The sequence below is a fragment of the Corynebacterium amycolatum genome (assembly GCF_016889425.1).
In the GTDB taxonomy this organism is placed as follows: Bacteria; Actinomycetota; Actinomycetes; order Mycobacteriales; family Mycobacteriaceae; genus Corynebacterium; species Corynebacterium amycolatum.
The window spans coordinates 1398343-1418434 of sequence record NZ_CP069513.1 but is presented as its reverse complement, the minus strand read 5'-3'; the positions used below and the strand labels follow the sequence as shown (position 1 = coordinate 1418434).

At 56.6% G+C, this 20092-nt stretch carries 18 protein-coding genes and 1 tRNA gene; 7 read left to right on the top strand and 12 right to left on the bottom strand.

Annotated features, from left to right (window positions below; genetic code table 11):
* Positions 1-167: 167 nt before the first annotated feature.
* On the bottom strand, positions 168-734 hold the full coding sequence (locus I6J19_RS06300; RefSeq protein ID WP_038625984.1) for a thymidine kinase: 567 nt from the start codon (positions 732-734) through the stop codon (positions 168-170).
* 94 nt (positions 735-828) lie between these two features.
* Here I6J19_RS06300 and I6J19_RS06295 point away from each other — a divergent pair, with 94 nt between their 5' ends.
* Positions 829-1833 (top strand): PfkB family carbohydrate kinase, encoded by a 1005-nt coding sequence (locus I6J19_RS06295; RefSeq protein ID WP_038625986.1) that lies wholly within the window; start codon positions 829-831, stop codon positions 1831-1833.
* 69 nt (positions 1834-1902) lie between these two features.
* Here I6J19_RS06295 and I6J19_RS06290 read toward each other — a convergent pair whose 3' ends face one another.
* The 9 genes from I6J19_RS06290 to I6J19_RS06250 all read right to left on the bottom strand — a co-directional run bounded on the left by I6J19_RS06290 (position 1903) and on the right by I6J19_RS06250 (position 12525).
* Positions 1903-2535, bottom strand: a complete 633-nt coding sequence (locus I6J19_RS06290) for a MusI family membrane protein (protein WP_038625988.1) — start codon at positions 2533-2535, stop codon at positions 1903-1905.
* Between the two features lie 115 nt (positions 2536-2650).
* Entirely contained in the window at positions 2651-3547 is an 897-nt protein-coding gene (locus I6J19_RS06285) for a carbohydrate ABC transporter permease (RefSeq protein WP_038629092.1), read from the bottom strand.
* A gap of 18 nt (positions 3548-3565) precedes the next feature.
* Positions 3566-4411, bottom strand: a complete 846-nt coding sequence (locus tag I6J19_RS06280; RefSeq protein ID WP_038625990.1) for a carbohydrate ABC transporter permease — start codon at positions 4409-4411, stop codon at positions 3566-3568.
* Positions 4412-4590: 179 nt separating this feature from the next.
* On the bottom strand, positions 4591-5874 hold the full coding sequence (locus I6J19_RS06275; protein WP_222867013.1) for an ABC transporter substrate-binding protein: 1284 nt from the start codon (positions 5872-5874) through the stop codon (positions 4591-4593).
* Positions 5875-6400: 526 nt separating this feature from the next.
* A complete protein-coding gene (locus I6J19_RS06270) occupies positions 6401-7624 on the bottom strand; it encodes a DUF4032 domain-containing protein (RefSeq protein ID WP_038625992.1) in 1224 nt (407 codons plus the stop codon).
* Positions 7625-7685: 61 nt separating this feature from the next.
* Positions 7686-8822, bottom strand: a complete 1137-nt coding sequence (locus I6J19_RS06265) for an ABC transporter ATP-binding protein (RefSeq protein WP_038625994.1) — start codon at positions 8820-8822, stop codon at positions 7686-7688.
* Positions 8823-8919: 97 nt separating this feature from the next.
* Positions 8920-10194, bottom strand: coding sequence for a PhoH family protein (locus tag I6J19_RS06260; RefSeq protein ID WP_038625995.1), 1275 nt, complete (start codon positions 10192-10194; stop codon positions 8920-8922).
* 181 nt (positions 10195-10375) lie between these two features.
* Complete coding sequence (locus I6J19_RS06255) at positions 10376-11812, bottom strand: FtsX-like permease family protein (protein ID WP_038625997.1); 1437 nt, start codon at positions 11810-11812, stop codon at positions 10376-10378.
* Entirely contained in the window at positions 11809-12525 is a 717-nt protein-coding gene (locus tag I6J19_RS06250) for an ABC transporter ATP-binding protein (RefSeq protein WP_038625999.1), read from the bottom strand. The genes I6J19_RS06255 and I6J19_RS06250 overlap by 4 nt, the downstream gene beginning before the upstream one ends.
* Positions 12526-12651: 126 nt before the next feature.
* Here I6J19_RS06250 and I6J19_RS06245 point away from each other — a divergent pair, with 126 nt between their 5' ends.
* From I6J19_RS06245 to exaC, 3 genes are all read left to right on the top strand, one after another.
* Positions 12652-13446 carry a sensor histidine kinase gene (locus I6J19_RS06245; RefSeq protein ID WP_038626001.1) on the top strand — a complete coding sequence of 265 codons (795 nt, stop codon included), beginning with the start codon at positions 12652-12654 and terminating at the stop codon, positions 13444-13446.
* A complete protein-coding gene (locus I6J19_RS06240) occupies positions 13443-14168 on the top strand; it encodes a LuxR C-terminal-related transcriptional regulator (protein WP_038626003.1) in 726 nt (241 codons plus the stop codon). Before I6J19_RS06245 ends, I6J19_RS06240 begins: the two co-directional genes overlap by 4 nt.
* Before the next feature lie 121 nt (positions 14169-14289).
* Entirely contained in the window at positions 14290-15810 is a 1521-nt protein-coding gene (exaC, locus tag I6J19_RS06235; RefSeq protein ID WP_038626005.1) for an acetaldehyde dehydrogenase ExaC, read from the top strand.
* A 185-nt stretch (positions 15811-15995) separates the two neighbouring features.
* On the opposite strand, the gene I6J19_RS06230 is transcribed toward exaC, so the two are convergent.
* Positions 15996-16433, bottom strand: a complete 438-nt coding sequence (locus I6J19_RS06230) for a hypothetical protein (protein WP_038626008.1) — start codon at positions 16431-16433, stop codon at positions 15996-15998.
* Between the two features lie 295 nt (positions 16434-16728).
* Here I6J19_RS06230 and I6J19_RS06225 point away from each other — a divergent pair, with 295 nt between their 5' ends.
* Positions 16729-17202 (top strand): hypothetical protein, encoded by a 474-nt coding sequence (locus I6J19_RS06225; RefSeq protein WP_049181661.1) that lies wholly within the window; start codon positions 16729-16731, stop codon positions 17200-17202.
* 747 nt (positions 17203-17949) lie between these two features.
* Here the strand turns inward: I6J19_RS06225 and I6J19_RS06220 are convergent.
* A tRNA-Asn gene (locus I6J19_RS06220) sits at positions 17950-18021 on the bottom strand.
* 284 nt (positions 18022-18305) lie between these two features.
* Here I6J19_RS06220 and I6J19_RS06215 point away from each other — a divergent pair.
* Together I6J19_RS06215 and I6J19_RS06210 are read left to right on the top strand one after the other, a co-directional pair.
* A complete protein-coding gene (locus I6J19_RS06215; RefSeq protein WP_052155616.1) occupies positions 18306-19463 on the top strand; it encodes an S-(hydroxymethyl)mycothiol dehydrogenase in 1158 nt (385 codons plus the stop codon).
* Entirely contained in the window at positions 19460-20092 is a 633-nt protein-coding gene (locus I6J19_RS06210) for an MBL fold metallo-hydrolase (RefSeq protein WP_016423101.1), read from the top strand. Before I6J19_RS06215 ends, I6J19_RS06210 begins: the two co-directional genes overlap by 4 nt.

The window sequence follows — 20092 nt, the reverse complement described above, 5'->3', positions numbered from 1 at the left end:
ACTACCTCATAATCCTTTTGTCGCAGGTTCGAGCCCTGCTGGGGGCACTAAATGCCCTGGTGAGAGAACTTCCGCGGTTCGACTACCGGGGCTGTTCCCTTTTTGTTCCCTATTTCTCGTCGCCTGTTTTCTTGTCGCACTCTAGTCTCGGAACTGTCCCCGCCCGCTCACGCCCACTTACCCGACATCCGGTTGTAACAGCTGGCACACAGGGAGATGTACTTCGGCGCTTCGAGTGCCTCAATTTCCACGGTCTCGCCGTCGAGAATAATGCTGCCGTCCGGGTTTAACCGCGCCGTAAAGATGGCCTTCTGCCCACAGGTGCAAATTGTCTTAATTTCCTCAATGGTGTGGGCGACTTCAAGCAATCGCTGGGAGCCCGGGAAGGCATGCGTGCGAAAGTCGGTACGCAGGCCATAGCAGAGCACCGGAGTACCGCGAAGGGTAATGCCCAGCAACTGGTCAACCTGGTCAGGGGTGAGAAACTGTGCTTCATCGATGATTAGGCAATCGTGGCCGTCGGCAAGCGAGGAAAGGTCATCGCCGTCGTGGATGAGGTGCGCGCGTTCCGCAATTCCGATGCGGGAGTGCACGTCGCCGTCAGCCAAAGTATCCACGGCCGGTTTGGCGATCAACGGTCGCATATCGCGCTCGCGGTAGTTGTGGGCGACGCGAAGGACCTCGATGGATTTTCCGCTGTTCATGGTCCCGTAGCGGAAGTACAGTTTTGCCATAGCCATCGATTGTAGGGCATCGATTCGCGGGCTCTGACAGGCGTGAAACCGGGCGGCCAACGCGGATTTCAATTCGCGACTATCCTATATTTTTATGCAGCCGAATCCTGACCTGAATGAGAATCCAACCGTCGTTGTATGCGGATCGATCCACCTAGATACCCTGGTCCAGGTCGATAGCGTCCCCGCCGAAGGTGGCACGCTCATCGTTGATGACGGCACTAATTCGCTAGGCGGTAAGGGCGCTAACCAGGCCGTTGCCATTGCTTACGACGGTGTCCGTGCTGTCATGGCCGGTACGGTTGGTGAGGATCGCGCTGCGGACGTCGTGGTCGAGGAACTCAACGCACACGGCGTAGATGTCCACTCCATTAAGACTTCCTGGGATTTGCCGACCGGCAGCGCTTTCGTTGCAACGAACCGCAAGGGCCGCCCGGTCATTTTTGTCCAGCGCGGTGCCGACGCACTGACGGACCCCACCGATTTCGTCGATGAGTTCGCATCAGCGGATGTCGTGCTCGCACAGGGCGAGCTCCTCCCGGAAGCAACTGAGGCCATCGCGTCCGTCGCATCCATGTACAGCGCGCGACTGGTACTGAACCTCAATCCGGTCGTAACCGTTACACCTGCGCTGATTGACCATGCAGATCCGCTGATTGTCAATATGAAGGGCGCCTGGGAAACAATCCGTCGCCTGGACATCGCCGAGGGTATCCGCGCTACCGACTACCGCGCACAGCTCGAGGCACTACTGCAGTACTGCCCCAGCGTCATCATGCTCCGCGGCGACCACGGCTGTCTCTTCGCACAGCACTCCGACGGTATCGATGACGAGCCGACAATCTACGAGCACCCCGCGCTCAAGCTGCCAGAGGAGAAGATTGTCGACGGCACTGGCTCCGGCGATGCGTTCGTCGGCACGCTCACCGCGGAACTGGCTAAGGGTACCTCGCTTTACGACGCCATCCCTCTGGCCACCGCCGCGGGTGCAGCAGCCGTACAGGCGGTCGGCGCATGCTCCGCGTTTGTCCGCCGCGAGAAGCTGCTAGAGATGGTCGAGGCGGAGGACTTTCCCCAGATTAAGGAGTACGAGGGCTAAGGGCCGTCAGCAGCCTGGTGTGCGAGCTGGCACCGATTAAGTCAGTGCCAGTGGAGCCAGTGGGAAAACCTACCCAGCATTGTCTGGCAGAACGGGCTCAAGCGCCAGCATCACTAAATACCAACTCAGCGAGTACCCGATGAGGAAGACATAGGTAGCGATCGCGTAGATCTTCGCCGGAAAAAAGAAAATGGCCGCGGGCACGATGAGAAGCGCCAAAACTGCGAGCGCAGTCCGCGGCAGGTTTTTGACGGTCATGCTGGTGGCCGTTGCCAGGGTTCGGCGTAGCGACGATTGACCGTCGGAAAGCGAGCACAGCGAGTAGACCCACGCGGTAATTCCCAGCAGTATTAGCGCCCCGGAGGTAACTCCTGCGGCGAAGATTAGGCCGACAGTGCCGAGGTCCGCGCGCGAGATAACGTAGAACTCATAGCCGATGGCACCGGCGAGAACCAAGGTGAACAGCCACCACAAGGTTGGTGTGCGCCAATTGTCCAACAGGGCGCGTAAGTAACGCCGTACGGGCCTCGAGCCCTCGTCACGGACCATATCGCGAGCGACCACTACTCCAGCGCGAGTTGCTGCGCCTGCAGTGACTATCGGGATGGATGCGACGATCATCAGCAGGTTGATGATTACAAGGTCTGCTAACAGCGACCAGGCTGCGTAGAACTTTGTATCGGTGCTGAAAAATCTATCCACGAGTTCATATCCTAATAAAGGCTGATTAACAGACGAAAGCCTCAACCTACGCGGTTGAGGCTTTCGCTTTCGTAAAACGCGGTGCTTGGCGCCCTATGCGCTAACGCTTAGGCGACTACCCCTTAACGGCGCCCGCAGCAACACCCTCGATAATGTGCTTCTGGGTAGCGACGTAGAAGATCACAATCGGAATGATTGCGAGCACCAGCATTGCCATCATCGCGCCAAGGTCACGGTTACCGTTGGAGCCAACGAAGCTCTGCACGACAACCGGGATGGTCTTGTACTTAGTGGACAGGCCAATGACCAGGTACGGCAGCAGGTAGTCGTTCCATACCCACATCGCGTTAAGAATTGCGACTGTCACTGCAGTCGGCTTGAGCATGGGCAAAACGATGCGGAAGTAGTTCTGCATCGGAGATGCGCCGTCAATCATCGCGGCTTCCTCGATATCGATCGGGATCGACTTGATGAAGCCGGCAAACATGAATACCGACAGACCAGAACCAAAGCCCAAGTAGAGAACCACAATGCCGATTGGGTTGTTCAAATGCAGCATGTCGGCGATCTTGACGGTCGGGAACATCACCATCTGGAACGGGATGACCATCGAGAACACAAACAGGTAATACAGCAGCGAGGTCCACCACGTCTTCACCCGCGTGATGTAGTAAGCCGTCATCGCAGAGAAGAACACAATCGCAATAACCGAGAGGATCGTGATGACAAAGGACCACACGATCGCCCAGCCGAAGCCCTCCTTCATCAGGCCGACGGCGTAGTTTTCGAACCCGACCCACATGTCACCTAGTGGCAGCTGGAAGGGGTTATCTGAAATTGCGAACTTGGACTTGAACGAGTTGAAGATAATGAACGCGATTGGCCCCAAGAACACGACGGTCAAAAACACCAGAATCGCGTAGATGATGACCTTAGATACGCCTCCCACCTTGGCCTCGTCCTGCTTAGCGGGCTTGGACTTTGGGAGCTTGGTGGTCGTTTCAGTGGTCATTGCAGCGTCGACAGACATTTATGCCTCCACTTCCTTGCTGCGAGTAGCACGCAGCTGCAGCATCGCGATCGCTACGACCACGACGACGAAAATTACTGCCTTGGCTTGACCAACGCCCTCCACACCAACTCGGTTGAACATGGTGTTGACGATGTTCAGAGCAACCATTTCTGTCTCTGAACCCGGCGCACCATTGGTCAGGGCCAAGTTTTGATCGAAGAGTTTGAAAGTGTTCGACAGGGTCAAGAAGAGGCAAATGGTAATCGATGGCATGACCATCGGGATAGTAACGTGCCGCAGAATCTCCCAGCGTCCAGCGCCATCAATCTCCGCAGCTTCAATGAGCTCCGGCGGGACATTCTGCAGACCGGCAATATAGATAATCATCATGTAGCCGACCAGCTGCCAGTTGATGAGGATGATCAGACCGGCGTAACCGAACTTCCAGTCGGACACAATCGTCGTACCGTACGATGCCAGCACGGCGTTGATCATCGACTGCCAGGTGTAACCGAGCACAATGCCACCGATAAGGTTCGGCATGAAGAAGACTGTTCGGAAGAAGTTCGTACCCTTCAGCTTGCGCGTCAGAATCCATGCGATCCAGAACGCGAACAAGTTCACAGTAATGATGGAAACAACAACCACCATGAGAGTAAATCCGAAGGAAGCGACGAAGCCCTCGCGCTCACTAAAGGCCTTCTGGTAGTTCTCGATACCAACCCACTGCGCATTAGTGATGGTTGTGAAGTCAGTAAATGATAGGAAGAAACCGATTACGAACGGCACCAAGAACGCGATTGCAAAGGCAATCAGCGTGGGTAGCACGAAAATTGGGAAATACTTTTTCAATGTTGCTTGCATTTACAACACCGCTCCTAAAGCTAAAGGCGGAGCCCGGTGCCTCGAGACCGGTTTAACAGGTCACCGAGCCCCGAGCTCCGCCTTGCCATTGGTTGAACTCATTCCGTCGGTTGTTCATGCACGAGAAACTTTCGCTTCACACTCACCGATGGAATGGCTCACCTTTGATTTGCTGGTATTTAATTGTTTGGAGATTCCGCATTCCAGCTGTCGGCGAAAGTCTCGACAACCTTGTCCCACGGCATCTTTCCGGAAGCGTACTGCGCCAGCGCTGCGCCAAAATCATCCTTGAACTGCTGAGACGGGAAGTACTGGAAGTCCCACGGGATGGTGGTCAGATCCTCGTTCTCAATTGCTGCGGCAACTTCCTTGGCCAGCGGGTCATTCGGGGTGTCGGCTTCAGTGAAGTTCTGGAACGGAGCGATGAATCCAAGATCCTCGACGACGTACTTCTTGCCCTCATCGGTGTTGAACAGCCAATTGACGAAGTCCTTCGTTGCCTTTTGGGAAGCCTCCGAAGCCTTGGAGTTGACCGTCAGGTAGTTTTCAGTACCAACCGAGATGCCGGTCTTATCCTCGTCCTTCAGACCCATGTACATAGGCATGAACTTAATCTTGTCCTGCTTGACCACGTTGCCAGAGACATCGTTGATCTGGGACCATGCCCAGTTGCCATTCTGAACCATAGCGGCCTTGCCCTGAGCGAACTCAGCCATCGAGTCGGACACAGCCTTCGACGGGGCCAGAGTCTTTTCGACAGTGGAGTTATTCAGGTACAAATCAAAGAGGTTCTTGAACTCCTTGTTGTACTTGAACTTCACATCAGCGGTTTCCTTGGTGCCAAGGTCCTCGAATTCATAATGAACCGGCCCGTTGGCCAAGTGCGTCTGCCAGCGCCAATCCTCACCGGATGCGAGCGAGGTGGAAGCGAAGGTGCCGGAGATTCCCAGCTTGTCCTTCTTGGCCTGCATGTCCTCAGCGACTTCCTTCAGCTTTCCGAAGGCCTTGATTTCGTCGATGCTCTTGGCCTTGGCATCAGGCATCGCGAAGTACTTGTCCATGATCTCTTCGTTATAGATCAGGCCAAATCCCTCGACTGCAAACGGGACGCCGTATACCTTGCCGTCCTCCCCCTTCAGCGGCTCAATGCCCTCGTTGAGGTTTTGTGCAATTTCAGTGTCAGACATGTCTGCCATGTATTCCTGCCAAGTACGCAGGCCCGCCGGACCATTGACTTGGAACAGTGTTGGCGCGTCCTTTTTACCAATCTCGGCCTTCAGAGTCTGCTCATAGGAATTCGAAGCAGCGGTAACGACCTTGACCTGAACACCAGTCTTGTCAGTGTATGCCTTCGCAATCTTCTGATATGCGGCATCCTGCTCCGGCTTGAAGTTAAGGAAGTAGACACCACCATCTGCAACCGCATCATCACTCGAGCACGCAACCAAACCAGCGGTTGCCATCAGGCCTGCTGCACACAGAGCTGAAAGGCGCTTGAAGTTCTTCACTATATTTTCTCCCTTGAGAAGAAAGGCCACTTCAATGGCACCCTCCGAGTAATTCGGACGGATATTTGCCAACAGCCGTGGCCTAATTGGATTATCCCGCCCTGCGGCTAGAAGTAGCCTTTCATGCGAACTTCGATGCCACCCACGCGGGCATTCGGTCTCACCAAAATCTTACTTGACCAAAACCAATTTAGGTTGGCCTTCAGTCAGCTGTGAACAAATGCAAAGGAGAAAAATAGTAAAAGCTCTCGAAAACACACCTAGAATTAGAGCTGTTCTCGAGCTGTTTTCACTGAACAGAGCCATCTACCGACACCAAAGCAAGCACCTGGCCGCGACAATCACACACAGACCCGACAACCACCCGACCGCCAAAAGTACCCCTGTTTGGCCTGTATGTATATTTTTATATACATTCTGGTAGGTCGTTTGGTTGTCACTTTTGAAATAATCGTACGCTCAACAGTCTGCTTTTAGAGAGCTACTCGACCTCATCGCTCGCCGGAAGATATACGGACTCGTCGCGATGCCCGGGCAACACTCGGGCCACGTAGCTCTGCACCGCTTCTTGAAGCGGCACATCCGCACGGCGTTTTTCCGCTATGTACCAGCGATGTTCCAAGACCTCGTGGAAAATCTGCGCATCCTGCAGCCTTCCACGCAGCCCCTCGGGCACAGCCAGGATTGTGGCCTCGAAAACTTCACGCAGCCATCGGTGCGCAACTTGCTCTAGCGGGATCCCTTCCAGACCTTCCGACAACCGAAAGGTCTGCATACTATTGAGCATCCTCCTCGCTTGCCCCTCTTGCACGTCCAATCCTGTCAGCCGCATCAGCTGCCGATGATGATGGCCTGCGTCAACCACCCGTGGTCGGAACACAACGCGGCCACCATCACTCGTGACTTTCAGCTCACCGACATCGAAACCGAGGTCATTGAGCCTGCGCATCCGCTCATCGACAAGCCAAGGCTCCTCAACACCGATGGATTCTTCCCCCGTCAGCTCTTGCCACAGATCTTCATAACGCTCAATAATGCGTCTACCCACCGCAATTACATCCATTTCAGGATCCAGGAATCCGCCGGCCTGCAGATCCATGAGCTCCCCGATGATATTGGTATGGGCAACGTCGACATCGTAGAGCCTGCGGGAATCTGAGAGCGTACCTTGCAAATCTCCCGTCTCCGCGTCGACAAGGTAGGCGGAAAAGGCATCTGCGTCACGACGAAACAGAGTGTTCGACAGCGACACGTCACCCCAGTAAAAACCAAGCAGATGCAGACGAACTAGCAGAACTGCTAAAGAGTCAATCAGGCGAACCACAGTTTCGCGGGTGACCTGTTGAGAAAAAACTGCACGATACGGCAGCGAATACTCGAGATGTTCTGTGACGAGTGCGGCAGTTAACGGTTCGCCATCTGCATCCTTACGGCCGGTAATTACCGCGAGCGGGCGAACCGATGGAGCACCGAGCCTGATCAGGTCACGCAACATTCGGTATTCATGATGAGCAGTGAACTCACCAATTTCTTTCACTGCAATGACGCGGTCGTCTAAGTTGACGAATCGGACAATGTGCCGGGAAATTCCCTGAGGTAGGGCGGCTAACAAATCATCTGGCCACTGTTCCAGAGGTATATGCCAAGGAAGGCGCAAAAGCTTCGAAGCCACCGTTGTCGCGGCTATTTTCATAGTTTCCGACACGGTGGCTCCTAAAACTGTCCTGCTGCCCTACCAGCTACTCATTTCATCTAAACGTAGGAGTTTAAGCTGGAAGGCGCATACCAGTCGACTTAGAGAACAGGTGCAGCATGCCCGGGCGAATCTTGCCGTAAACTACCGAGCCCAACTTCGGCGCGGTGCGCGGGGCGGTACGAATAACCACCTGACCGTGCTCCTCTTCGTCCGGATTAGAGGAGGATCCGGAACTCAGTGCTCCACCACCGACGAGGTCGCCATACATGAATGCATCGGAGCCCAATTCCTCGACCAAATTGACCTGCACCGGAATGACGTCATCGCCCGGCCCCTCGACCAGGTCAAATGCCTCCGGACGGAAGCCCACAATAATCTGGTTCTGATCCTCCGGCACGATTGCAGCAAGTGTTGCTTCCGGCAGCTTAATCTTGGCCTCACCCAACGTGGCGTAACCATTCGAGACGTTGAACGTGCCCAGGTTCATCGCAGGTGAGCCAATGAAGCCTGCGACGAATTCGTTTGCCGGGGTTTCGTAGAGTTCACGCGGAGTACCGACCTGCTGCAGAACACCGAAGTTAATAACGGCGATGCGGTCGCCCATGGTCAGCGCCTCAGTCTGATCGTGGGTGACATACATCGTGGTCACGCCCATCCGACGCTGCATGGCCGCAATCTGTGTGCGGGTTTGAACACGCAGCTTCGCGTCCAGGTTCGACAACGGCTCGTCCATCAGGAACACCTGCGGCTTGCGCACAATCGCACGCCCCATTGCCACACGCTGACGCTGACCACCGGACAGAGCCTTAGGCTTGCGGTCCAGGAACTGAGTTAGATCCAGAGTCTTTGCAGCCTCTTCGACACGACGGTCAATCTCGTCCTTGTCCACACCAGCAATCTTGAGCGCGAAGCCCATGTTCTCGCGCACCGTCATATGCGGGTACAGTGCGTAGTTCTGGAAGACCATCGCAATATCGCGATCCTTGGGCGAGACATTGGTCACATCACGATCTCCAATGAAAATCTTGCCCTCATTGACTTCTTCCAGACCGGCAAGCATGCGCAGTGTTGTGGACTTACCACAACCGGAGGGGCCCACCAGAACCAGGAACTCACCATCGGCAATTTCCAAGTTGAACTTGTCCACAGAAGGCTTCGTCGCACCAGGGTAAATGCGAGTGGCATCAGAAAAAGTCACAGTAGCCATGTGAATGCAAACCTTTCATCGGCAGGTACGTGCCGAACGATCCGAGTGAAAGTAACCGCAGGAACAGCTCCTACGTATCTGCCTCATAAGCTTACTCTTAATCGAGCAGCCCCGTCACGAGCTCCGCAATCTTCGAGCGCTCCGAGCGCTTCAGCGTGATGTGTGCAAAAAGCTCATTACCCTTGAGTTTTTCAATCACCGCCTGTACACCGTCATGGCGGCCGACGCGCAGGTTGTCACGCTGCGCCACATCGTGCGTAAGGATGACCCGGGAATTGCTACCAAGACGCGACAGTACCGTCAGCAGTACGTTGCGCTCCAGCGACTGTGCCTCATCGACAATCACGAAGCTGTCATGCAGGCTACGACCGCGAATGTGAGTCAACGGCAGTACCTCTAGCATGTCGCGCGAGGCAATCTCATCCATGACGTTCTCCGAGACCAGCCCCTCCAGCGTGTCGTAAACAGCCTGCGCCCACGGGTTCATCTTTTCGTCCTCACTACCGGGCAGGTAACCAAGGTTCTGGCCACCGACCGCGTAGAGCGGACGAAACACCACGATTCGGCGATGCAGACCGCGCTCCAGCACCGACTCCAGACCCGCGCACAGCGCAAGCGCCGACTTACCCGTGCCGGCTCGGCCGCCGAGGGAAACAATCCCCACCGAGTCATCCAACAGCAGGTCGAGCGCCACACGCTGCTCCGCCGACCGCCCCTTCAGCCCAAACGCCTCCGTATCGCCCCGCACAAGCTTGACGACGCCCGGGGCGCTCACCCTTGCCAGCGCAGACTGGCTACCGGCGCTGAGCTGCACGCCGCAGTGCAGCGGCTGCTCCTGAACCTGCTCGAGCTCCAAAAAGCCATTGGCGAAGAGACGATCAATTTCCTCCGGGTCGACGTCCACTTCCACCATTCCCGAGTACCCAGTCAGTACGACGTCCTGGGCGCGGTAATCGTCGGCAGGCAATCCCACCGCCCCAGCCTTAACGCGAAGCGGAATGTCCTTGGTGACCAGCACGACATCATGGCCATCGTGCTGAAGGTTAAGGGCGCAAGCGAGAATGCGGTGATCATTTTCGGCGGTGCGGAAGCCTGCGGGGAGGATGGAAGGATCGGAGTGGTTGAGCTCAATATGCATAAACCCGCCAAGGTCATTGGCGGGCACAGGCCGGTCCAGGTGGCCGTAGCGGTAGCGCAGCTCTTCGAGGAAACGGAGCGCTTCTCGGGCGAACCACCCCAGCTCTGGGTGGTGGCGCTTGGCCTCCAACTCACTCACCACGACCAGCGGAAGCACAACTTGGTGCTCGTCGAACTTCTTGGTGGCGTGGGGATCGGACAGCAGGACCGAGGTATCAAGCACGTAGGTACGCATGCCCTCAGGCTAAAAGTCAGAGGTAGAAATTACGTGGTTGTGAGATGAATGCTTGGTTATCAGATGAACCACAGTTGGTTACGAGCTCTAATCCTCAAGTTGAACCCTAAGGAACTGGCCGAGCACCACTGCACGGCCACTCCACTGCCCTTTTAATGGCAACTAGTCGTTGCAATGGCGACTAGTCGTTGTGGCGAATCTGACGTCCCAGCAGCTTGCGGCGAAGTGGATCGACAGCCAAGGTCGCAGCGCCAACTGCCAAAACTCCCAAGACGTACGCCAGCGCAACAACAAGTGAGCGTTGCCCAAAAGTGATTTCGTTCGCGACCGGACCGAACATGAACGCCCCCAACAGCGCACCCATGACAAAGCCGAAGATGCTGGTCACAAGCATGGGGAAGAATGTCTGCTTAAAAGTGACCGTGCGGTGGAAGGTGATTGGAGTACCGATGAAGTCCAGCGCCTTTGTCAGCGATGCCTCTTCATAGACAGCTGAGGCCTGAGTCAGCACGGTCGATACCAGCAGCAGAATGAAACCGATTACGAAAGTGATAGTCACACCGGTTGCAATATCGTGCGCGAATGTGGCGTCTGCAACCTCTTCAATCTTGTCTTCGCCAGGCACCATCATTGTGTAGCCAAGCAGCAGGGACAGGAAGGCCATGGAACTTACTCGACGCCACGATTCCTTAGCGTTAGTCGCTACTCGTCGCGTCGCCACAAAATCACTTGAAGTACCGAAGAAGCTGGAAATGCGGGCAACAAGCTGGATAAAGAAAGGCGCCACTAGGCCAATTGCCCAGACCATCAGGTACATCATCGCTGCGACACCAATTATGGTCGAGAGGGTTCCACCCGCGATATTGGAGTTGCCAACCACGTACAGCACACCCGCACCGATAACAGCGGCCACAATCATGCGCCATGCCTTCATCGACTTGGGCACTTCTTTACGGCTAACGCCAAGCGGTGAAATCATCACCCTACGCAAACCAACCACAGCCGCAAAGAGCGCGAGAAGCACCACGGCACCCCAGACGAGTGGGTAGCCCCACCAAGACAGCAGCATGTCCCAGGTATCCAGGTAGTCATTATCGAACTTGATCATCGCCCAGAATGGCGCGGTGGCAACCGACAAGAGCGTGCCCACCACAAGCCCAACAGCCGCCAACACGAGGGTTTCGATAATAACCATGCGTGTAACTGCCCTGTTAGACAGACCAATCAAGCGCAGAGTTGCCAGTCGCTGCTCCCGCCCTGCAGCGCCAAGCACCGCCGACTGTGCCACCAGCGAAACCATTGCCGGAATCACAAAAACACAGGCCACGAGTGCCAGCTGCAGGTACATCTCGCCCTGACCTTGATTCATGTAATCCTCAGGCGTTGGGTTCGGCGGCAGCTTTGGCTCAGCCTGCCAACGGCGGTAAAACATGGCCGTGCCACCGACGACGACCAACGCCAACCAGGTACTCACGGTCATGGCCACCACGGACAATGCGGATAACCAGCCGTTTCCCGAATGGGATTCACGCCCGGCGCGCTGCAGCCGCGTGCTCAGGTCCGCTAGTGCGCCGGTAGGGATTCTTTGAGGTTTTGGTGCTTCAGTTACGGTGCTCACTTTGTAACCTCCGCTCCTGCCAGCAGGCGGTCGTCGTGAATCAGGCCATCGCGGATCTCCACACGTCGACGACACCAGTCGGCCACCCTCACATCGTGAGTAACCATCACCAAGGTCGTGCCGGTCTGCTCCACCAACGCAATCAGTTGCTGCATGACCTCATGACCTGTGGACTGGTCCAACGCGCCAGTCGGCTCATCAGCAAAGATGACACCTGGCTCACCGGCCATCGCGCGGGCAATGGCCACACGTTGCGCTTGACCGCCGGACATTTGTCCTGGGCGACGGCGCGTGAGGTCTTTTAGGCCCAGGCGGCTGAGTACATCGTCGGCAAGCGCGAGTGACGTTGAGCGCTTCCTGCCCTGCAGAATCATTGGCAAAGCGACGTTTTCCCTGGCAGTCAGCTCGGGCAGGAGCTGGCCGTCTTGGAAGACGAAGCCGAAGTCGTGCAGGCGGAGGGCGGAGCGGTCGGCGTCGGAAAGCGAATTGATCTTGGTGTCACCGAAGATGACGTCGCCGTCGTCCGGCAGCAACACGCCGGACATGCAGTGCAGCAACGTGGACTTACCAGAACCGGACGGTCCCATGACTGCAACGGTTTCGCCGGGCTCAATGGTCAGCGAAATGCCGGTGAGAACGGGAGCGGAATTGTAGGACTTAGTGATGTCACGAATACAAAGTCGTGCGTTTCTTGGGCTGTTGTTCTCTGTCATGACACTCATTTCACTCGCACGGAGGCGATTTCAACACCGTGCCCACTTTCCTTTTGCGGTAGTGCTAGGTCTACCATGCCGGAAATTAATTCCTCCGCACACAGAGCTTTCGTACCATAGGAAACTATGGAGCTGAAGGATTATTTCCGCAAATATATCGGCGCGAACCGCCGCGAAAAAGCGCATAAACGCAGCTACGAGGAATCCGCCGCCGCCCGCATCGCCGAACTTACCGCTTCACGACGAACAATTGCCGAAGCCTTTGAGATTGAACGTCGCCGCATCGAAAATGACCTCCACGACGGAGCTCAGCAATACATTGTTGCGGCTTCAATGAAATTAGGACTTGCGGAATTAGAGGCATCCAAGACTGGCAATGAGGAACTAATGCAGCTCCTGTCGGAAACGCGCGGCCATTTGGAGGATGGATTACGTGCTTTGCGACGAACAGTCCACGGAATTCACCCGCAGGTGTTGCGCGATCGCGGTCTGCAAGCGGCTGTTGAGGAAATTGCTGAAGGGTATGGCCCTCACGTTGTTGTGCACACTCCCTATCCCCTGCCGGAATTGGAGGAAAGCGTGCTCGCCGCGGCATATTTTTTCTGTGCAGAAGTACTGACTAATGCGGCGAAATATGCACCGAATGCCCCTGTTTCTGTGTTGCTCACCTCAGATCAAACACTGAATATTTCAATTACCGACCAAGGCCCCGGTGGTGCGAAGTTGGGGCGCGGATTGCGGGGCATGAAAGAGCGTCTAGCTACTTTCGACGGTGCGATGACCATGCACTCTCCCGAAGGCGGGCCAACGCAGGTAATAGCCAGAATTCCCTTGATGCTAAATCGCTGGGAATCGGGCATTGGAGAAATGGAAGGCGTGGATATGGAAAGCGTAGAGAAGAAAGGTGCGGAGAAAAAATGAAAATTGTCATTGCGGATGACTCGGCACTCCTGCGGGAGGGGGTCGCGGGGCTCGTCGAAAAGCGTGGACATGAAGTCATTGCGATGGTCGATACTGCCCACGGCCTGGTGGCGGACATCGATGACCGTTTTGATGACACGGGCGAGTTGCCAGATCTGGTGATTACCGATGTGCGCATGCCACCGAAGATGAGTGACGACGGCCTGCGGGCGGCGGTCGAGTTGCGCGAGCGTTATCCGCAGCTGAATGTGATGGTGTTGTCGCAGTATGTGGCGCCGGCGTATGCGCGTGAGTTGTTCTCGCCGGGCGGTGCTGGAGGTAGTGCTGGGGTTGGTACTGGGGTCGGCTCGAGTGGCAGCAGCTCGAGTGGCGGGACCGGGTATCTGCTCAAAGACCGCGTTGGCCAGGTGCTGGACTTCTTGGGTTCGCTCGAGGTCGTCGCAGGTGGTGGCGTGGTGATTGACCCTGATGTGGCGACGGCATTGATGCAGTCCGGCAAATCGGGGCTAGCCAGTTTAACGGCGCGCGAACGCGAAGTGCTCGAGCTGATGGCACGAGGCAAGTCCAATAAGCAGATTGCCGATGACCTCGTGCTTTCCGGGGCGGCAGTGGCGAAACACGTGTCCAACATCTTTATGAAGCTGCATCTGGAGCCCGGCGAGGAAAACCGCCGTGTGCGAGCAATCTTGGAATTTCTCACGGCGACGTCGGGGCAGATTTAGGGTCGGCAGCAATCGCATCGCTCGCAAAGGCGATGAAAAAATAAGTGTTGCTAGTAGCACAAGTCACACTTTAAAGTTGGCTCGTACGTTTGTTGTTTTCCCACCGAAAGGACGTGTCTACATGACTGTTTATGCCAACCCCGACACCCCCGATGCAATCTTCACGTACAAGGAGCAGTACGAGAATTTCATCGGCGGTAAGTGGACACCCCCAGTAGACGGGCAGTACATGGACAACTCCACCCCGATTACGGGCGAGGTTTTCTGCCGGGTACCGCGGTCTAACGAGAAAGACATTGAGCTCGCCCTCGACGCCGCACACAAAGCGAAGGACTCCTGGGCCGCGGTCCCTGCGGCCGAGCGGGCGCTGATCCTCCACCGCATCGCAGACCGCCTGGAGGAAAACCTTGAGAAGATTGCAGTCGCCGAGACCTGGGAGAACGGTAAGGCCATCCGCGAGACTCTCGCCGCTGACATCCCCCTCGCCATCGACCACTTCCGCTACTTCGCCGGCGCCACCCGCACGCAGGAAGGGCGCATCTCGCAAATCGACGACAACACGGTCGCCTACCACTTCCACGAGCCACTCGGCGTCGTCGGCCAGATCATCCCGTGGAACTTCCCCCTCCTGATGGCCGCGTGGAAAATCGCCCCGGCCCTGGCCGCCGGCAACTGCATCGTACTCAAGCCCGCAGAGCAGACCCCCGCGTCGATTCTCATGCTCACTGAGATCATCGCCGATCTGATTCCTGACGGCGTCCTCAACATTGTCAATGGCCTCGGCACCGAGGCTGGTGCTGCGCTGACTGCAAGCGACCGGATTTCCAAGATTGCGTTCACCGGATCGACTGCCGTGGGCCAGCTGATTAACAAGGCAGTGTCCGACAAGATTATTCCGATCACGCTGGAGCTCGGCGGCAAGTCCCCGTCCATATTCTTCCCCGATGTCATGGACGCCGACGACGCGTTCCGCGAAAAGTGCGTCGAGGGCCTGGCCATGTTCGCGTTGAACCAGGGCGAGGTCTGCACCTGCCCGTCGCGAGCCCTGGTTCACGAAGACATCGCTGATGAGTTCCTGAAGCTCGCGGTCGAGCGCGTCAAGCAGATTAAGACCGGCAACCCGCTAGATACGTCGGTGCAGATGGGCGCCCAGGCCTCCCAGGAGCAGCTGGACAAGATCTCCGGCTACTTGGAATCCGGACCGAAGGAGGGCGCCGAGGTCCTCACCGGTGGCAACGTCGCCAAGCCCGAAGGACTGGAGGGAGGATTCTACGTCGAGCCGACAATCTTTAAGGGCGACAACTCGATGCGCTTCTTCCGCGAGGAGATCTTCGGCCCGGTCCTGGCCGTAACAACCTTCAAGACCCTGGAAGAGGCTCTCGAAATTGCCAACGACACCATCTATGGCCTTGGCGCTGGCGTGTGGAGCCGCAACCAGAACAACGCCTACCGCGCTGCCCGCGGTATCCAGGCCGGTCGCGTATGGGTGAATAATTACCACAGCTACCCTGCTCACGCAGCCTTCGGCGGTTACAAGCAGTCCGGTATCGGCCGCGAGAATCACTTGATGATGCTCGAGCACTACCAGGAGACCAAGTGCATGCTCGTCTCTTACGACGAGAACCCGACTGGCCTGTTCTAAAAATCCGCTCCCTCTGGGCTGGGCAATCTTTCGATTCCGATTCACGTCCGATAAAGGTGTCGACAATTGCCTTGCCCGCCCCCAAAAAACGCCCTCCGCGCCTAGCCGGTTTCGATAGTCGGCCTTAACCTGACGCACCAGGCGCTGGCGACTCCAAATTTAGAGGCCTAGCTCACGGCCGCCAGCTAGGCCTCTCTTTCTTTCTTCACTTGCCGGTACCACCTACGCATCCGATTAATCGCGGCGCTGGCGGCCCATCCGCCGAGAAAAAGTAGCGGGATGTAGAAGAACACGACATAGGCGACGACCAGGCCGTCCTGACCATCGGGCGACGTGGTGAGAAATAGGAATACCAGATCGCCAAGCGCGGCAATTCCTGCGCCGGTAGCTGCTGGGACAATGCTCCGCGCGCTGGTCATCCCCCGGGCCGACGAACCATCACCGGCAAAAACAGCTATTGCTCCGACCAGCACTACTGAGACCAGCATGGACACGATCCACGACGCAATTCCTTCGTCGTAGGCGAGATTGGGCTCCGGCAAGATTAGCCCACTCAAAACACTCCACGCGACCGCGGCGAAAAAGGACGCCAGCAAGGGGCGGGTTATATTGTCGAGCCTCATGCGTCCCAGGTTACGTGAGGAGACCTGCAGCGTGACTGAGTCTCTCTCCCCCCTCCAACGGAGAATCGAGTTACGCTCACAGGCGCAAAACCCTCCGAGCATAGAGTGGGCTAAGTAGAAAAACCGACAACCCGGAAACTTGCGGGCTGCAAATGTGAAACTGTGCGAGCTTATGACACTTTCAGGCAATTTTCCGGGCCATTTTTGACATAACCACAGTCAGTAACTCGGATCGGCCCAACGCCACCGGTCATAAACGTGGCCAGTAACTCGCATTGGGACTAAACGGAAAAAGGTGCCCACCGGCGAAACGCCGACCAGACACACTTTTTGCTACTTAACCCATATTTCGGTCCACGAAGATACCTACGCGCTGGAGAAGCTGGCCGAGGTCAAGTCAGCGCGCAACCTCACCATGATTCTGACTCCTGGTAACCACGATCAGATTCACCCCAAGTTCCAGCCTGCGGTGCAGATGGAATGGATGGGCGCCTTCCAGAATGTCTTTGACCTCATCAGCCTGAATCTCCAGATTAAACAGGGCAAGAAGGCCTATCTCTTCAACCACTACCCCACGCTGATGGATCGGACCGCGTCCAAGAATGCCGTCCGCTGGGCTCCGCACGCTAATCGTTGGACCGGCATCGTTCACGGTCACACGCATTCGTCCGTGACGCTCATGCCCGGCCACGTCAACGTCGCGCCCGAAGCCCACGACCTGCAGATTATCCACAGTTCGACACTCTGGGACCTCCTGGATCAGGTCTAACCTTTAGCTTTACGACGGTCCCCGCGCCCCAGCCCAACCGCGCCACCTGCGGCTTCGGCTGGGGAACTCATAGCGCCCACGTCTCTAAGTACTCAGGTACTGGCTAGCTCGGGCAGCTTGGTGCCCCCCCCCAAAAAAAATAGTGCTCCATCGCCTCCTATGCGCCTGTCCACTTATGGCTTAACTGTCCGCCTATGGCCCAAAAGTGACCTGTGGCGCAAATGTGTACATATGGTCGCGTACACAGAGCCAAACGTTACTGTCGAGCCATACGTCATCTTCGAGCCATACGTGGCGTGCTGCCGCGATGCCGTGATGGCTCCTCTTCACTTGTCATTGCGCTATTGGGATTCTAGAACCCCCGCATAAATGGCGAGTAAGTGGCAACCTTTCGGCTCCAGCGCTCTGGCCCAAGACTCCAGCGACTTGTGGCCAAGGTATTCACCTATCGATGCGCTGGAGCGTGGCCATAAGTGAATACCTCATCGACATGTGAGAGACCCGGCCAATACCGTGCGCATAAGTGCCGAAAAACCATCGACAAGACCCCGAAACTTGGCCATAAGTGGCGGAATAGAAAATAGACCGCTCACTCCCACGGCCCAACCCCTCAATAACCAGCCGGGGCGCGTCGGGGAAAGACACGAATTTTGTCCTTTGGCCCGAATATTTAATGATTGTTTTAGTGGATTAACACTGCGAATAAAAAACCAGGCCAGAGAAAAACTCTCTGACCTGGCCTAATTGCTCCTCCAGCTGGACTCGAACCAGCAACCCTTCGATTAACAGTCGAATGCTCTGCCATTGAGCTATGGAGGAATACTCACCGCCAAGAACTAGCTAAACCATACTTCGGCCACACCGTTCCTTGCGACGGATAGATACTTTACCCAGACCCCTTGAAACTCACAAATCGCCAGGTCAGAGGTTCATTTAGGCATCTTATTCCCATCGGCCATGACATTGTTGTGAGTTCTTGAAACCACACAATCCGTGCAATCCACACAATCCACGCAATCTCACACAGCCCAACGAAGCCCCCAGCAGTACTGAAAACGCTTTCCATCATGCACTTTTCGTACCGCGTTCATACGATGGGACTTATGTCTGAACAAACCAACGGAACCGAAAACACCGAGCAAACCGCACGCGTTGTTCGCGGTGTTATCGCACGCGAGAAGGGTGCACCGGTAGAACTTACAGATATCCACATCCCATCCCCGGGCCCGAACGATGTCATTGTTGACATCCAGGCCTGCGGCGTGTGCCATACCGATCTGGCTTACCGCGACGGCGATATCGCCGACGAGTACCCGTTCTTCCTCGGCCACGAGGCCGCAGGCGTAGTCTCCGAGGTTGGCGAAGAGGTCACGCATGTTGCCGTCGGCGATTTCGTTGTCCTCAATTGGCGCGCCGTCTGTGGCGAGTGCCGCGCCTGTAAGCGTGGTGAGCCACAGTACTGCTTTAGCACTTTCAACGCCTCCAAGCCCATGACGCTTGACGACGGCACCGTCCTCACCCCAGCACTTGGAATCGGCGCTTTTGCGGATGCCACCCTCGTCCACGAGGGCCAGTGCACCAAGGTCGATTCGGCAGCCGATCCGGCCGTTGCGGGTCTGCTTGGCTGCGGCGTCATGGCCGGCATCGGTGCGGCCATCAACACCGGCGAGGTCAAGCGCGGTGAATCAGTAGCCGTCATCGGCTGCGGTGGCGTTGGTACCGCCGCTATCGCCGGTGCCAAGCTGGCTGGCGCTAGCACGATTATTGCCATCGATATCTCGGATGAGAAGCTCGACACCGCCCGCGAATTCGGCGCGACCGAGACCATTAACTCTGCGGAGCTGACTAAGAGCGATAAGGGCACCGGGGAAGAGGATCCCGTCGTTAAGCGAGTGCGTGAGCTTACCGACGGTTTCGGTGCTGACGTCGTGATTGATGCGGTCGGCCGTCCGGAAACTTACAAGCAGGCGTTCTACGCCCGTGACCTGGCTGGACGTGTTGTTCTGGTCGGCGTTCCGGCGCCGACGATGGAGCTGGACATCCCGCTGGCGGATGTGTTTAGCCGCGGTGGTGCACTGAAGTCGTCCTGGTACGGCGACTGCCTGCCGGAGCGGGACTTCCCGATGCTGGTAGATCTGTCGTTGCAAAACCGCCTGCCGTTGGAGGGCTTCGTAACGGAGCGCATTGGCATTGAAGATGTTGATGAGGCTTTCGAAACTATGAAGGCCGGTAAGGTACTGCGATCGGTGGTGACGCTGTGAACAAGGATTTGAGAGTCGACCACGTTCTCACGTCGGGCACGTTCTCGCTCGACGGTGGCACGTGGGACGTAGACAACAACGTATGGGTGCTCGGCGACGACCGTGAGGTCATTGTCATCGATGCGGCGCATGAGGCGCAGCCAATTATTGATGCGGTGGATGGCCGCAAGGTAAAGGCCATCGTGTGCACCCATGCACACAACGATCACATCACTGTGGCACCTGAGCTGCAGGAAAAGCTCGACGCTCCCCTGCTGGTCCACCCGGGCGACCAGATGCTGTGGGAGCAGTCCTGGCCGAACCTGGCGCACGAGGACCTCGCACACGGTCAGCGCCTGGAGATTGCGGGCACGGAAGTTGTCATTATTAACACTCCGGGCCACTCCCCTGGCTCGTGCTGTCTGTACGTGCCGGAGGCCGCGGAGCTGTTCTCGGGTGACACGCTGTTTTCCGGCGGTCCTGGAGCGACCGGCCGGTCCTACTCGGATTTCGACACGATTATTAACTCCATCCGCGACAACCTGCTGACCCTGCCTGCGGAAACGACTGTCCGCACGGGTCATGGCGATCACACGACGATTGGTCGCGAGGCTCCACACTTGGAAGAGTGGATTCGCCGCGGCTACTAG

Excerpts from the sequence above, each read along its gene's own strand:
- I6J19_RS06230 (WP_038626008.1), bottom strand. The coding sequence starts at position 16,433 with ATGAGGCTCGACAATATAACCCGCCCCTTGCTGGCGTCCTTTTTCGCC.
- I6J19_RS06240 (WP_038626003.1), top strand. The coding sequence starts at position 13,443 with ATGAAAATTGTCATTGCGGATGACTCGGCACTCCTGCGGGAGGGGGTC.
- exaC (WP_038626005.1), top strand. The coding sequence starts at position 14,290 with ATGACTGTTTATGCCAACCCCGACACCCCCGATGCAATCTTCACGTAC.
- I6J19_RS06245 (WP_038626001.1), top strand. The coding sequence starts at position 12,652 with ATGGAGCTGAAGGATTATTTCCGCAAATATATCGGCGCGAACCGCCGC.
- I6J19_RS06275 (WP_222867013.1), bottom strand. The coding sequence starts at position 5,874 with ATGGCAACCGCTGGTTTGGTTGCGTGCTCGAGTGATGATGCGGTTGCA.
- I6J19_RS06260 (WP_038625995.1), bottom strand. The coding sequence starts at position 10,194 with ATGCGTACCTACGTGCTTGATACCTCGGTCCTGCTGTCCGATCCCCAC.
- I6J19_RS06215 (WP_052155616.1), top strand. The coding sequence starts at position 18,306 with ATGTCTGAACAAACCAACGGAACCGAAAACACCGAGCAAACCGCACGC.
- I6J19_RS06250 (WP_038625999.1), bottom strand. The coding sequence starts at position 12,525 with ATGACAGAGAACAACAGCCCAAGAAACGCACGACTTTGTATTCGTGAC.
- I6J19_RS06265 (WP_038625994.1), bottom strand. The coding sequence starts at position 8,822 with ATGGCTACTGTGACTTTTTCTGATGCCACTCGCATTTACCCTGGTGCG.
- I6J19_RS06280 (WP_038625990.1), bottom strand. The coding sequence starts at position 4,411 with ATGCAAGCAACATTGAAAAAGTATTTCCCAATTTTCGTGCTACCCACG.
- I6J19_RS06295 (WP_038625986.1), top strand. The coding sequence starts at position 829 with ATGCAGCCGAATCCTGACCTGAATGAGAATCCAACCGTCGTTGTATGC.
- I6J19_RS06300 (WP_038625984.1), bottom strand. The coding sequence starts at position 734 with ATGGCAAAACTGTACTTCCGCTACGGGACCATGAACAGCGGAAAATCC.
- I6J19_RS06285 (WP_038629092.1), bottom strand. The coding sequence starts at position 3,547 with ATGACCACTGAAACGACCACCAAGCTCCCAAAGTCCAAGCCCGCTAAG.